General features: G+C 65.8%; 15 protein-coding genes. 12 read left to right on the forward strand and 3 right to left on the reverse strand.

Features of this window, described 5'->3' with window-relative positions:
• Positions 1-5: 5 nt before the first annotated feature.
• The 9 genes from murD to RHO23_RS05565 all read left to right on the forward strand — a co-directional run bounded on the left by murD (position 6) and on the right by RHO23_RS05565 (position 10,223).
• A complete protein-coding gene (gene murD / locus RHO23_RS05525; protein WP_064408566.1) occupies positions 6-1,472 on the forward strand; it encodes a UDP-N-acetylmuramoyl-L-alanine--D-glutamate ligase in 1,467 nt (488 codons plus the stop codon).
• A gap of 11 nt (positions 1,473-1,483) precedes the next feature.
• Complete coding sequence (ftsW, locus tag RHO23_RS05530; protein WP_423488776.1) at positions 1,484-3,061, forward strand: putative lipid II flippase FtsW; 1,578 nt, start codon at positions 1,484-1,486, stop codon at positions 3,059-3,061.
• A 45-nt stretch (positions 3,062-3,106) separates the two neighbouring features.
• On the forward strand, positions 3,107-4,267 hold the full coding sequence (murG, locus tag RHO23_RS05535; RefSeq protein ID WP_101312728.1) for an undecaprenyldiphospho-muramoylpentapeptide beta-N-acetylglucosaminyltransferase: 1,161 nt from the start codon (positions 3,107-3,109) through the stop codon (positions 4,265-4,267).
• On the forward strand, positions 4,264-5,736 hold the full coding sequence (murC, locus tag RHO23_RS05540; RefSeq protein WP_030095501.1) for a UDP-N-acetylmuramate--L-alanine ligase: 1,473 nt from the start codon (positions 4,264-4,266) through the stop codon (positions 5,734-5,736). Before murG ends, murC begins: the two co-directional genes overlap by 4 nt.
• Positions 5,733-6,677, forward strand: coding sequence for a cell division protein FtsQ/DivIB (locus RHO23_RS05545; protein WP_064408568.1), 945 nt, complete (start codon positions 5,733-5,735; stop codon positions 6,675-6,677). The genes murC and RHO23_RS05545 overlap by 4 nt, the downstream gene beginning before the upstream one ends.
• Positions 6,678-6,886: 209 nt before the next feature.
• Positions 6,887-8,038, forward strand: a complete 1,152-nt coding sequence (gene ftsZ / locus RHO23_RS05550) for a cell division protein FtsZ (protein WP_030095503.1) — start codon at positions 6,887-6,889, stop codon at positions 8,036-8,038.
• 37 nt (positions 8,039-8,075) lie between these two features.
• Positions 8,076-8,783, forward strand: coding sequence for a peptidoglycan editing factor PgeF (pgeF, locus tag RHO23_RS05555; RefSeq protein ID WP_064408569.1), 708 nt, complete (start codon positions 8,076-8,078; stop codon positions 8,781-8,783).
• Entirely contained in the window at positions 8,783-9,493 is a 711-nt protein-coding gene (locus RHO23_RS05560) for a YggS family pyridoxal phosphate-dependent enzyme (protein ID WP_423488777.1), read from the forward strand. The genes pgeF and RHO23_RS05560 overlap by 1 nt, the downstream gene beginning before the upstream one ends.
• Positions 9,494-9,581: 88 nt before the next feature.
• A complete protein-coding gene (locus RHO23_RS05565) occupies positions 9,582-10,223 on the forward strand; it encodes a cell division protein SepF (RefSeq protein WP_030095506.1) in 642 nt (213 codons plus the stop codon).
• A 57-nt stretch (positions 10,224-10,280) separates the two neighbouring features.
• Here the strand turns inward: RHO23_RS05565 and RHO23_RS05570 are convergent, their stop codons facing one another.
• Genes RHO23_RS05570 through RHO23_RS05580 form a run of 3 tightly spaced genes read right to left on the reverse strand, consistent with a single transcriptional unit; the run spans position 10,281 to position 11,820 of the window.
• Positions 10,281-11,027 (reverse strand): DUF899 domain-containing protein, encoded by a 747-nt coding sequence (locus RHO23_RS05570; protein WP_070921779.1) that lies wholly within the window; start codon positions 11,025-11,027, stop codon positions 10,281-10,283.
• On the reverse strand, positions 11,024-11,359 hold the full coding sequence (locus tag RHO23_RS05575) for an ArsR/SmtB family transcription factor (protein WP_064408572.1): 336 nt from the start codon (positions 11,357-11,359) through the stop codon (positions 11,024-11,026). Before RHO23_RS05575 ends, RHO23_RS05570 begins: the two co-directional genes overlap by 4 nt.
• A complete protein-coding gene (locus RHO23_RS05580) occupies positions 11,356-11,820 on the reverse strand; it encodes an SRPBCC family protein (RefSeq protein WP_064408573.1) in 465 nt (154 codons plus the stop codon). Before RHO23_RS05580 ends, RHO23_RS05575 begins: the two co-directional genes overlap by 4 nt.
• Positions 11,821-12,028: 208 nt before the next feature.
• Here RHO23_RS05580 and RHO23_RS05585 point away from each other — a divergent pair, with 208 nt between their 5' ends.
• The 3 genes from RHO23_RS05585 (at position 12,029) to RHO23_RS05595 (ending at position 13,886) form a co-directional block, all read left to right on the forward strand.
• On the forward strand, positions 12,029-12,322 hold the full coding sequence (locus tag RHO23_RS05585) for a YggT family protein (protein WP_030095510.1): 294 nt from the start codon (positions 12,029-12,031) through the stop codon (positions 12,320-12,322).
• Positions 12,323-12,551: 229 nt separating this feature from the next.
• On the forward strand, positions 12,552-13,379 hold the full coding sequence (locus RHO23_RS05590; protein ID WP_030095511.1) for a DivIVA domain-containing protein: 828 nt from the start codon (positions 12,552-12,554) through the stop codon (positions 13,377-13,379).
• A 45-nt stretch (positions 13,380-13,424) separates the two neighbouring features.
• The gene (locus tag RHO23_RS05595) at positions 13,425-13,886 is read left to right on the forward strand and encodes a hypothetical protein (RefSeq protein ID WP_423488778.1); all 462 of its coding nucleotides are present in this window, start codon (positions 13,425-13,427) and stop codon (positions 13,884-13,886) included.
• Positions 13,887-13,889: the final 3 nt, after the last annotated feature.

Here is a 13,889-nt window from a genome sequence, read left to right on the forward strand (position 1 = left end):
CGGCCATGACCGTTTCTGAGATGGCCGAACTGCCCAGCCGGGCAAGGGTTCTGGTTTGCGGCGCGCGTGTCACAGGCGATGCCGTGGTCGCGGCGTTGACGGGGCTGGCCGACCTCGACCTGCGCATTACCGTCTGCGACGACAATGAGGACGCCCTGCGGCGTCATCGCGATGCGGGGCGCGGGGCGCTCACCACCGCCGAGGCGCAGCACCACATGGCCGATCAAGATCTGGTGATCGTCAGTCCCGGCTTCGGTCCTTCCTCGCCGATCGTGCTGGCCGCGGTGCATGCCGGGCTGCCCATCTGGGGTGATGTCGAATTGGCATGGCGTCTGGATGTTTCCGGCCGGTTTGGGCCGCCCAAGCGATGGCTGGTGGTGACCGGAACCAACGGAAAGACCACCACCACCGCCATGGTCCACGACATGCTGATGGCCGCGGGCCGCACCAGTGCGCTGTGCGGGAACATCGGCGACCCGGTGCTGAACGTGCTGGATCGCGATGTCGACTACCTGGCTGTCGAGCTGTCGAGCTTCCAGCTGCACTGGGCGCCCTCGGTGCGGCCGACCGCCGGCGTGGTGCTCAACGTGGCCGAGGACCACCTGGACTGGCATGGGGGAATGGGCGCCTACACCCGGGACAAGGCGCGAGTGCTCGACGGCGAGGTCGCCGTCGTCGGTCTCGATGACGGGGTGGCGGCCGGACTGCTTTCCGGCGCGGTGGCACCGATCAAGGCCGGGTTCCGCACCGGTGAACCCGGGGCCGGGGAGCTCGGAGTGCGTGACGGCCTGCTGGTGGACCGGGCGTTCGGGCCGGATGTACCCCTGATCGAGGTGGCCAAGCTTCCGGTCGCGGGCCCGATCGGTGTGCTCAACGCGCTGGCGGCCGCCGCGCTGGCGCGTGCGGTGGGTACGCCCGCGGAGGCTGTTGCGCGGGCGCTGGAGGCCTTCCAGGTGGGGCGGCACCGTGCCGAGCTGGTGGCGCAGCGCCACGGTGTTTCTTACGTGGACGACTCGAAGGCCACCAATCCGCACGCTGCCGCGGCGTCCATCGCGGCCTATCGGCGCGTCATCTGGATTGCCGGGGGGTTGCTCAAGGGAGCGGCGGTCGATGATCTGGTGCGCGAATGTGCCGACCGGCTCGGTGCGGTTGTGCTGATCGGTACCGATCGGGGTGTGATTGCTGAGGCTTTGGCGCGACACGCGCCGGATGTACCCGTTGTTGCGGTTGTGACGCGCGAGGATGCTGGGGTGCAAGAGGCAAATGTGGTCTATGTGACTGATGAGGCGGATGGGGGTGGCGCTGATCTGGGTACCCAGGTCATGGCCGCGGCTGTCCGGCACGCCAGCGCTGTGGCCCTGCCTGGCGACACCGTGCTGCTGGCTCCGGCCGGCGCATCCTTCGACCAATTCAGCGGGTACTCCGAGCGTGGCGATCGATTCGCCGCGGCGGTGCGCGCACTTACCGGTTAGGTAATAGCGCCGTGTCGACCCTGACCGCTCCGTTCACCAGGTTTTTCCGCTCCGAGAACCGCGCCGCGGCGAAGACGGCGGCCAAGCCCGCCAAGAAATCGTCCGACGCGAAGACCGCTGGGTTGGTGGCCCGGACTCGTTTGGGTGCCTGGCTGAACCGGCCGATGACGTCGTTTCACCTGATCATCGCGACGGCCGCGCTGTTGACCACACTCGGCCTCATCATGGTGTTGTCCGCATCGGGCGTTGAGTCCTATGACGTGGACGGGTCTGCGTGGGCGGTGTTCGGCAAGCAGGTGCTCTGGGTCTGCGTGGGTCTGGTCGGTTTCTACATCGCGCTGCGCACGCCGATCCGGGTGATGCGCAAGTACTCGTTCCCGGCATTCGTCTTCACCATCGTCTTGATCACCTTGGTGCTGGTGCCCGGAATCGGCACGTACTCCAACGGTTCTCGTGGCTGGTTCGTCTACGGCGGCATGTCCATGCAACCTTCGGAGCTCACCAAGATCGCCTTCGCGATCTGGGGTGCGCACCTGTTGGCTTCGCGCCGCATGGAGAAGGCCTCGCTGCGCGAGATGCTGGTTCCGTTGGTGCCGGCCGCGCTCATCGCCCTCGTGCTCATCGTCATTCAGCCCGACCTGGGGCAGACGGTCTCCATGAGCATCATCTTGCTGGCGCTGCTCTGGTATGCCGGGCTGCCGCTGAAGGTGTTCCTCAGTTCGGTGATCGCCGCCGTACTGGCCGCGGCCATCCTTGCCGTCTCCGCCGGCTACCGCTCTGATCGGGTCAAGGCGTGGCTGGATCCGTCGGCGGACCCGCAGGCGACCGGTTATCAGTCGCGTCAGGCTCGATTCGCGCTGGCCCAGGGCGGTTTCTTCGGCCAGGGTCTGGGGCAGGGGTCGGCGAAATGGCACTACCTGCCCAACGCCCACAACGACTTCATCTTCGCGATCATCGGCGAGGAACTCGGATTTGTCGGCTGCATGGGGGTGCTGGCGCTGTTCGGCGTCTTTGCGTACACCGCCATGCGCATCGCCAAACGCAGTGCCGATCCGTTCCTGCGGATGCTGACCGCCACCGCCGGTATGTGGGTCATCGGTCAGTCCTTCATCAACATCGGATACGTGATCGGCCTACTGCCGGTGACCGGCATCCAGCTGCCGCTGATTTCTTCGGGTGGTACTGCCACAGCCACAGCCCTTTTCATGATCGGTCTGATCGCCAACGCGGCGCGCCACGAACCCGAGGCCGTCGCCGCACTGCGTGCGGGTTCGGGTGACCGGATGAACAGGCTGCTGCGGCTCCCGGCACCGGAGCCGTATGTGGCGCCGCGCATCGACACCGCACGCGATCGACTGCGCGCCAAGTCGGCCGGACGAGGCGCCGAGACTGCCGATCGGCGGTCCGAGCGCACATGGCAGCAAGACTCCGCGCAGGGGGGCAAGCGCAAGCCACGTGCACGTACCGACAGCGACGCAGGGCATCATAGGCAGGTACAGCAGGTGCGCAGGGCCTCGGGCACGCGCGCGAGCGGCCGGTCCCGTGAGCAATCCCGGGCCGGGAGTTCACGGGCCCGAAGCCATCGATAGCTGCTGAACATGTGATTGCCGCCAGACCGAAAGGATGCTCCCGGAGTGAGTGACGAACTTCGGCCGCTTTCGGTGGTACTGGCCGGCGGCGGTACCGCGGGACACGTCGAACCCGCCATGGCGGTTGCCGACGCTCTGCGTGAGATCGACCCGTCGGTGCGGATCACCGCATTGGGTACCGAGCGTGGCCTGGAGACGCGGCTGGTGCCCGACCGTGGGTACGACCTAGAACTGATCGTGCCGGTGCCGCTCCCGCGCCGCCTCACCGGCGACCTCGTGCGGCTGCCGTTGCGGGTGCGCCGGGCAGTGCGGCAGACCCGGGCGGTGTTCGACAACGTCGGAGCGGACGTGGTCATCGGTTTCGGGGGTTACGTGGCGCTGCCCGCCTATCTGGCGGCTCGCCGAGGACCGCTGCGCCGTCCTCGTGTTCCGGTGGTTATTCACGAGGCCAACGCACGTGCCGGCCTTGCCAATCGGGTCGGGGCGCGCCGCGCGCAGCGCGTGCTGTCGGCCGTCTCGGATTCGGGGCTGCGCCATGCCGAGGTGGTCGGGGTGCCGGTTCGTGGATCGATCACGGCGCTGGATCGCACCGCATTGCGGCAGGAGGCGCGCGCTCACTACGGATTCGACGACGATGCACTCGTGCTCTTGGTATTCGGCGGGTCCCAGGGTGCGGTTTCCCTGAACAATGCCGTCTCGGCTGCAGCCAATGACCTTGCCGCTGCCGGGGTTTCGGTGCTGCATGCACACGGGCCGAAGAATACGATCGAGCTGCCACAGGGCGGTCCGCGGGATGTTCCGGGTGCCCCCAAATATGTGGCCCTGCCATACCTGGACCGCATGGACCTGGCCTACGCCGCGGCCGATATCGCCGTGTGCCGATCCGGCGCGATGACCGTCGCCGAGGTCTCGGCGGTCGGGTTGCCCGCCATCTACGTACCCCTGCCCATCGGCAACGGCGAACAGCGGCTCAACGCGCTGCCGGTCGTCGACGCCGGAGGTGGTGTGATCGTCGCTGACCGTGACCTCACTCCGGAGACATTGGCACACATGGTGATCGAAATCGCCTCCGATTCCGGCAAGCTTGCCGAGATGACGTCGGCCGCCGCGCTGTCGGGACATCCGGACGCCGCACGGCAGGTGGCTCAGGTGGCGCTCGATGTCGCACGACAGCAGCGGTCTCAGGGACGGAGTGCATCGCGATGAACATCGGCCCACTCCCGGAGCATCTGCGCCGCGTGCACATGGTTGGCATCGGCGGTGCCGGAATGTCAGGGATCGCCAGGATCCTGCTGGACAGGGGAGCGCAGGTATCGGGCTCCGATGCCAAGGAATCTCGTGGCGTGCTCGCACTGCGTACCCGCGGTGCCCTGGTCAATATCGGCCACGACGGCGACGCCTTGGATCTGCTGCCGGGCGGTCCCACCGTGGTGGTCACCACCCACGCGGCCATTCCCAAGACGAATCCTGAACTGGTGGAAGCTCATCGGCGTGGAATACCGGTCCTGCTGCGCCCGGTTGTGCTCGCGGACCTGATGGCCGGATACCGCACCCTCATGGTGACCGGAACGCATGGCAAGACCAGCACCACCTCCATGCTCATTGTGGCGCTGCAGCATTGCGGATACGACCCATCGTTCGCGGTCGGCGGTGAACTCAACGAGGCCGGAACCAACGCCCACCACGGCAGTGGGGACGTGTTCGTGGCCGAGGCCGACGAAAGTGACGGTTCGCTGCTGCAGTACCGGCCGGATCTCATCGTCGTGACCAACATCGAGGCGGACCATCTCGATCACTTCGGCAGTGTCGAGGCCTATACCGCGGTGTTCGACGAATTCACCGAAACTTTAGGCCCCGAAGGGGTCTTGGTGGTGTGCCTGGATGATCCGGGGTCCGCGGCGTTGGCACGCCGGGCCCACGAGCGCGGCCTACGAGTACGCGGCTACGGCAGCGCCGAACAGGCCGACGCCGCGGGTGTCCCGGTGGCCGGGTGGCTGCGTGATTGGCAGTTCAAGGACACCGGAGCGTTCGCACAGATCCAGCTGGCGGGCGAGAAGACCTCGCGCACCATGCGACTGTCGGTGCCGGGTCGGCACATGGCCCTGAACGCGCTGGCCGCTGTGGTGGCGGCCGCCGAGATCGGGGCCTCTGTCGAGGATGTGCTCGATGGGCTGGCCGGATTTGAAGGTGTGCGCCGCCGATTCGAATTGGTCGGTCAAGTCGAGAGTGTCCGGGTCTTTGATGACTATGCGCACCATCCCACCGAGGTCCGCACGGTGCTGCAGGCGGTTTCCGGAATCGTCGCGCAACAGGGTTTTGGCCGCTCCGTCGTCGTCTTTCAGCCCCACTTGTACTCCCGCACAGCATCTTTCGCAACAGAGTTCGCCGAGGCGCTCAGCGTGGCCGATCTGGTGTTCGTGCTCGATGTCTACGGGGCGCGCGAAGCACCGCTGCCGGGTGTCAGCGGTGCGTTGATCGTCGAGCAGATCTCCGGGGTGCCGGTGCATTACCTGCCCGATCTGTCGACGGTGGCTGCGCATGTCGCCGCGGCCACGGCGCCGGGGGACCTGGTGATCACGATGGGTGCGGGCGATGTCACGCTGCAGGGCAAGGAGATCGTGCGCGCATTGCGTGCGCGCGCCAATGACTGGCCGCCCCCGAGGAACGGTCAATGAGCGAGCCGGACAAGACTTCCGAGGAGGCAGCGGAGTCCGCTCCGGTGTCTGACGAGGTCGGGGATTCCGCTGCCGAGGCGATCGACGAGGATGCCAGCGCCGAGCAGGCGGACGCCGACGAGTCCGCCGAGGGGCCGCGGATGCGGGCCAGGCGCGAGCGGATGGAGCGCCGCGACGCACAGCGGCGCGCCATCGCCCTGGAACAGGCGCGGCGTGAGGCGAAGGCGGCCGCCAAGGGCAAGCAGGTAGATCAGGGCAAGAGCGCGGGACGCGGGAAGGTTCAGGGTTTGCACACCCTGCTGCTCGCGGTGCTGCTCACCGTGATCGCGGTGGGGCTGGGGGCGATTCTGTACTTCACGCCCCTGATGTCCGTGCGCCAGACCGTGGTGACCGGCACCGGGGTGGTCACCCAAGAGGACGTCCTTCGGGAACTGAACATCACCAAGGGCACGCGGCTGCTGCAGATCGATACCGCCGCCGCCGCGGACCGGGTGGCCAGCATCCGCCGGGTGGCCAGCGCGCGTGTGCAATGCGAGTACCCGTCCACCTTGCGCGTCACCATCGTCGAACGGGTCCCGGTCGCGGCGTGGGCGGGCGGCGACGGGACGCACCTCATCGACCGCGATGGGGTGGACTTCGCCAACGAACCGCCGCCGCCGGGCATCCCGGTGCTGGACGTGGTGGCTCCAGGCCCGCAGGACCCGACGACCAAGGCGGCACTGCAGGTTCTCACCTCGCTGGCACCCGACCTGGCGCGACAGGTCGCCAAGATCGCTGCGCCGTCGGTGTCGTCGATCACGCTCACTCTCGACGACGGTCGCACCATCGTCTGGGGGACCACCGACCGCACCGCGGAGAAGGCGGAAAAGCTGGGGGCCCTGCTTACCCAGCCCGGTCGCATGTACGACGTGTCCAGCCCGGACCTGCCCACGGTCAAGTAGGCGACCGGACTGCCCGCGGTTTCCAGAAATAGCCACGGGAAAATCCGGCGATCCATCGGCGCGCCTCCCGGGCGCAGCTAACCGCGCCCCCTACCGTTCTGTTTCAGCGGGACAACCTGACATAACTCTAAGCCTGAGGTAGAGGTTGAGAGTTTGCAGAGAGGCTCCAGCTACTCAGACCACGGCAGCAACCAGGGAGGAAGGCGACCATGACGCCTCCACACAACTACCTCGCGGTGATCAAGGTCGTCGGCATCGGGGGCGGCGGCGTCAACGCCGTCAACCGCATGATCGAGCACGGCCTCAAGGGGGTCGAGTTCATCGCGATCAACACCGATGCGCAGGCGCTGCTGATGAGCGACGCCGACGTCAAGCTCGACGTCGGTCGCGATTCCACGCGCGGCCTGGGTGCGGGTGCGGATCCCGACGTGGGCCGCAAGGCCGCCGAGGACGCCAAGGACGAGATCGAGGAGCTCCTCAAGGGCGCCGACATGGTCTTCGTCACCGCCGGTGAGGGTGGTGGCACCGGAACCGGTGGCGCACCCGTGGTGGCCAGCATCGCCCGCAAGCTCGGTGCGCTGACCATCGGCGTGGTCACCCGGCCGTTCTCCTTCGAGGGCAAGCGCCGCAGCGGCCAGGCCGAGCTCGGTATCGGCTCGTTGCGGGAAAGCTGCGACACCCTGATCGTCATTCCCAACGACCGCCTGCTGCAGATGGGCGACGCCGCGGTATCGCTCATGGACGCGTTCCGCAGCGCCGACGAGGTGCTGCTCAACGGTGTTCAGGGCATCACCGACCTCATCACCACGCCGGGTCTGATCAACGTCGACTTCGCCGACGTGAAGAGCGTGATGTCCGGCGCGGGTAGCGCCCTGATGGGCATCGGGTCCTCCCGTGGCGACGGCAGGGCACTCAAGGCCGCCGAGACCGCCATCAATTCACCGCTTCTCGAGGCCTCGATGGAAGGTGCTCAGGGCGTGCTGATGTCGATCGCCGGTGGCAGCGACCTGGGTCTGTTCGAGATCAACGAGGCGGCCTCGCTGGTGCAGGAATCGGCGCATCCCGAAGCCAACATCATCTTCGGAACCGTCATCGACGACTCGCTCGGCGACGAGGTGCGCGTCACCGTCATCGCCGCAGGTTTCGACGCCGGTGGCCCCAGCCGCAAGCCGATCAGCGGTACGGCGGCGCCGGGCACGGTGGCCCCCGGGAAGGCCGGCCAGGTCAACGGTTCCAACGGGACCAGCATTTTCGACACCATCGACGCACAGAGCCTGCCCAGGGACACCAACGGTTCTACGGTGACGCTCGGTGGCGGCGATGAGGACGATGTCGATGTGCCGCCGTTCATGCGGCGCTGACGGCTTGCTACTTAACCGACGAACTACCCTCTGACGTATGGGTTTTCGAGTTCGACGTGTCACCACCACCCGGCGCGGTGGCGTGTCACGTGCACCTTTTGACAGTTTCAACCTCGGCGATCACGTTGGTGACGACCCCGATGCGGTGGCTGCTAACCGGTCACGCCTCGCGGGTGCGCTGAGCTTGCCGGACGATCATCTGATCTGGATGCAGCAGGTTCACGGCGACAACGTGCACCGCGTCGAGGGGCCCGGAACATCGGTTATCCCGGACACCGACGCGTTGTTGACCACCGAACCCGGTATCGCGCTGGCGGTCCTGACCGCGGACTGCGTCCCGGTGCTACTCGCCGATGCGAGCGCGGGAGTCATCGCGGGTGCCCACGCCGGTCGGGTCGGCGCCAAACTCGGCATCGTGCCGCGCACCGTCGAAGCCATGGTGGAAGCCGGTGCGGAGGTAGGCCGTATCTCGGCCTTTCTCGGGCCGGCGGTAAGCGGCCGGTATTACGAAGTGCCGGCCGATATGGCCGCGGATGTCGAGACGGCGCTGCCGGGGAGTCGCACTACGACCGGCGCCGACACGCCGGGCCTGGACCTGCGGGCCGGAATCGCCCGGCAGCTTTCCGGATTGGGTGTGCGGGCCATCGACATCGATCCGCGCTGCACGGTCGAGGACCCGGATTTGTTCAGTTATCGCCGTGAGCCGCGTACCGGCCGGCTGGCCTCGGTGATCTGGCTCAGTTGATGACGCGTGCCGATGAGCTGAGCACCGCACTGGCCGCGGTGCGCGAGCGAGTCCGCGTTGCCGCCGAGGCTGTTGATCGCGACCCGCAAGAGATTGAACTGCTGCCCGTCACCAAGTTTTTCCCGGCGGCCGACGTCCAGGAGCTGTACTCGTTGGGCTGCCGCGCGTTCGGGGAATCGAGGGATCAGGAGGCTGCCGCCAAGGTGGCGGAGGTGGGCCATGCGGATATCCAATGGCACATGGTGGGCAATCTGCAGCGCAACAAGGCGAAATCGGTTGCCCACTGGGCCTATTCGGTGCATTCGGTGGACAATTCGCGGCTGGTCGCCGCGCTGGACACAGCGCGCGCGGCGGGGGACAGCAGCGAGCCACTGCACGTGTACCTCCAGATCAGCCTCGATGGCGATACCGCTCGGGGCGGAGTGGATATCGCTGACGTGGCCGGAGTCGACGAGCTGTGCTCGCAGGTGGTCGCCAGCGAGCATCTCGAGCTTGCCGGGTTGATGGCTCTGCCTCCTCGTGAGGCCGATGCCGACCAGGCCTTTCGCCGACTCCAGCAAGAACACGAACGCGTTCGGCGGCGCTATCCGCAGGCGAATCACTTATCGGCAGGAATGTCCAACGACCTGGAGACCGCCATTAAATATGGGTCCACTTGTGTGCGTGTCGGAACGGCGCTGATGGGGCAACGACCGCTAACGTCACGGTAGATCGTCACTCCAGTCACATTTGCAACACAGCTGTAGAGACCGAGCGAACAACTGAACTCCATATAGCCCACGCACGGAAGGTCACGCGATGAGCACGCTGCACAAGGTCAAGGCCTACTTCGGCATGGCTCCCATGGACGACTACGACGACGAGTACTACGACGACGTCGACGCGCATGCGCCCCGGCGCGCGTCCGCCGAGGATCGCCGGTACCCGCGCCGTGGCGAGCGGTTCGCCGACGATGCCGAGTACGGCTACGACGAGCCCGGCTACCGTTCCGGTGGTCCTGGTGGTTACGCCGAGGAGGATCGCTTTGCCGCCCGGCACCCGGCGCCGCGCGAGTTCGACCGTCCGGCACCGCGTTTGGGCTCATTGAGGGGTAGCGCTCCCACCCGTGGCGCGCTGGCCATGGATCCGCGCCGCGCCGCGATCTTCGAAGAGGGCAGCCCGTTGTCCAAGATCACCACGCTGCGCCCCAAGGACTACAGCGAGGCACGCACCATCGGTGAGCGGTTCCGCGACGGCACCCCGGTCATCATGGACTTGGTGTCGATGGACAACGCCGATGCCAAGCGCGTGGTGGATTTCGCGGCCGGACTCGCGTTCGCGTTGCGCGGTTCGTTCGACAAGGTGGCGACGAAGGTCTTCCTGCTGTCTCCGGCCGATATCGATGTCAGCGCCGAGGAGCGCCGCCGGATCGCCGAGAGCGGCTTCTACTCTTACCAGTAGACCTCTGACGAATTCGGGCGAGAAGATGCGAACTGCATCTTCTCGCCCGAATTCGCTTTAGTGGCAGGGCTTCACCGGCCGCGGATCATGCGGGTCGTCGGGGTCCGGGTCGCCGAACCATCGCGACGGTTCATGTGATCCGTACTCGTCATGCCAGTCCCACCACTCGTACGCGGGGGATTGGGGGTAGCCCGGCGGGGAGTCTTCCCATGTCTCCTGGCGGCCCAGTGCCGTCATGTCGAGGAAGGTCCAGGTGTTGTTGAACGCCTCGTCGCCTCGGTTGTTGATGAAGTAAGTGCGATACACACGGTCGCCGTCGCGGATGAACGCGTTGTGTCCGTGCCAGTCGTGCACGCCCAGGTCCCGATCGAAGGTGCTTTCGGGAACTATTGTGTACCAAGGGATTTTCCATCCCATGCGGTTTTTGATCCGCTCCAGGTCGGCCTGGGACCCACGCGAGACGTAGACCAGTGTGGTGTCGCGTGCGTTCAGGTGCGCCAGGTTGCCTATGTGGTCGGCCATCAACGAACAGCCGGTACAGCCGTGTGCGGGCCAGTCTCCGGTACCGGGATCGATAAAGGCGCGGTACACGATGAGCTGGCGGCGCCCCTGGAACAACTCGAGGAGGTTCATCGGCCCCTCCGGACCCTCGAACCGATAGGAGGCGTTCACCTCGGTCCAGGGCATGCGCCGTCGCTTGGCGGCCAATGCGTCACGCGCCCGGGTGAATGCCTTCTCTTCGACGAGCATCTGCTGGTATGCGATGTCCCATTCCGGAGCCGACACGATCGGGGGTGTCTTCATGATGTTGCCTTCTCTATGGTCTCGGCGAGGTGCTTTATTCGTGCCAGTCGGCGATCCCAGGCCGCTCCCACGGCGCTGAGCTGCTCGGCGATGCGGGCGACCTGCTCGCCGTTGGCGCGATACTGCTTCTCCCGCCCCTGGGGGGTGGCACGGACCAGGCCCGCCTTGTCGAGGACCGCGAGATGTTTGGTCACGGCCTGGCGGGTGACCGGCAGGCGCTCACTCAATGTCGTGGCCGTCGCCACGCCGTCGTTGAGGATGAGGTCGAAGACCCGCCGCCGGGTCGGATCGCCGACCGCCGCCCACAGGTCGTCGTCGATTACTGCGGTCATGACCGCCGTGCCAGCTCGCCCACACAGGGAGCCAGCCGGGGCAGGTGCTGCGCCCAGCCTTCCTCATGCGACTCGTACTGTTCGACGACCTCGGCCTCGGTGCGTCCCTGGTCCCGGAAGCCGACTTCGGTCATGCGCACCCGCGTGCCCGCGCCCGAGGGCGTGAGCTCAAATGTCACCAGTAGCGAATTCCCGTCGTTCGCCAAGTGCCCTTCTGGATAACACCAACGGAATGAGAACAGCCGCGGCGGCTCCACGTCGACGAGCGTCAGGCCGTAGACATGGACCTCACCGGCTTCCTCGCCGTGAAAGGAGATCTGGCCCCGGGCGCCCGGAGCCGGGGCGAACTCGGCGTCGTCCGGCCACCATTGCTTCATATGTTCCGGGCGGCTGATGACGGAGAAGACGACCTCCGGTGGGGCGTCGACGTACAGCTCGCGCTCGATGCGTTCGTATGACATGTCTCTCCCTACTCGCAACTATCGGTTGCGTTTCAGCATAGGGGCCGACTCAATGATATGCAACCATTGGTTGCTAGTGGTGGCGCCTGTGGCATCGCCCAGGGGTTTCGTTGTGTGACAGGCGGTCCGGTGGGGCCTGCCGGTAGGCTGCGACTGTTGTTACGAGAAGCCCGCGCGTGGTTTTCACGCTTGGTTGGTGAGGGATCCCTTGGCACTGTTTTTTGAGATCATTGGCTATGCGCTTCTGCTTTTCTGTTTGCTGCTGTTCGCCCGCATAGTGATCGAAACCATTCAGTCCATTAGCCGTGACTGGCACCCGCGAGGCGCCACGGTGGTGATTCTGGAGCTCATCTTCACGGTCACCGACCCTCCGGTGCGGTTATTGCGCCGCCTCATTCCACCCCTCTCTCTTGGCGCGGTGCGATTCGATTTGTCCATTACTTTGTTGCTTTTGGTCGGATTCTTTGGCATGCGGGTGGCGTTCCTGATGGCCGCTGGCTAAGCCTCCAGCGACGCTGAATTTCGGTATTCAACTCACATCGATCTGGATACGAATGCGCGTCATATCCAAAGCCTCAGAGTATTTTTATGCACGTCAGAGGGATACTTAACAAGCTCTGCTGCGACCGGCGGGTCTGATGTGACAGGATGGACGCCAGTTACAGTGAGACGCCACGTTCGCTTTACACTGCAATACGATTCCAGACGTCGAGACTTGATAGGGGCAGGCAATGCCGCTTACACCAGCTGATGTACATAACGTCGCGTTCAGTAAGCCACCCATCGGTAAGCGCGGATACAACGAGGATGAGGTTGACGCCTTCCTCGACCTGGTGGAGAACGAGCTGGCCCGCCTGATCGAGGAGAACTCGGATCTGCGTCAGCGGGTTCAGGAGCTGGACCAGGAGCTGGTCGAGGCCCGCAAGGGTGGCGGCGCCGCCCCCGTCTACGAGGCGCCCAAGCCCGAGAAGAAGCCGGAGCCCGCTAAGCCCGAGCCCACGCCGGCGCCGGTTGTGGCTGCCGCTCCCGTCGCGGCGTCGACAGAGGAGCACCATGTCCGCGCGGCCAAGATCTTGGGTCTGGCGCAGGACACCGCGGACCGTCTGACCGGGAACGCCAAGTCCGAGTCGGAAAAGCTGCTCGCCGATGCTCGCGCAAATGCGGACCAGATTGTCAGCGAGGCCCGCGCCACCGCCGATAAGACGGTCACCGAGGCACGGTCCAAGGCCGAGGCGCTACTCTCGGATGCCCAGACCCGTTCCGAGACCCAGCTGCGCCAGGCGCAGGAGAAGGCCGATGCCCTGCAATCCGATGCCGAGCGCAAGCACTCGGAGATCATGGGCACCATCAATCAGCAGCGCACGGTGCTGGAAGGTCGTCTGGAGCAGTTGCGTACATTCGAGCGCGAGTACCGCACCCGGCTCAAGACCTACCTGGAGTCTCAGCTCGAGGAGCTTGGCCAGCGCGGTTCGGCAGCACCCGTCGATGCGGGCGCCTCGAATGAAAACGCATCCAAGGAAGCCGGTTTCGGCCAGTTCAACCGTGGGAACAACTACTGATCTAGATCGGTCTATGCTCGCGGCACGTATGAGGAGTGATTCGCGATGCTGATCGTCGCACTGGTATTGGCCGCAGTCGGTCTGGCGGCCCTGGTGACCGCGGTGGTCACCAGTAATGAGGTTCTTGCCTTTGTCTGTATCGCCGCGGCCGCCGTCGGCGTGGTGCTCATGATCGTCGACGCGATCCGGGACCGGCATGCCGGCGCACTGGAATCCGACGAGGAGTCCGACCGGGACGCCGAGGCAGGCGAGAACGAGCCCGAAGGCGCAGATTCCGGGGAACCTGCCGCCGACTCTGCCGAGAGTGACGCGAAAGCCGATGTGGCGGAAGCTGATCCAAGCGAGACATCTGTGATCCCACGGGTGTCGGAGACGTCTTCCTCTGCCGCTGCCGCGGTGAGCCTCAAGGAGGTCGCCACAGCGGCGCACCACCATCCCTCGGCCGAAGAGACTTACGAGCAATTCGACGTCGACGACGATGATGAGGACGAGCCACAGCGCTCGTGACCG

Source organism: Mycobacteroides sp. PCS013 (assembly GCF_049532645.1).
Taxonomy (GTDB): Bacteria; Actinomycetota; Actinomycetes; order Mycobacteriales; family Mycobacteriaceae; genus Mycobacterium; species Mycobacterium gwanakae.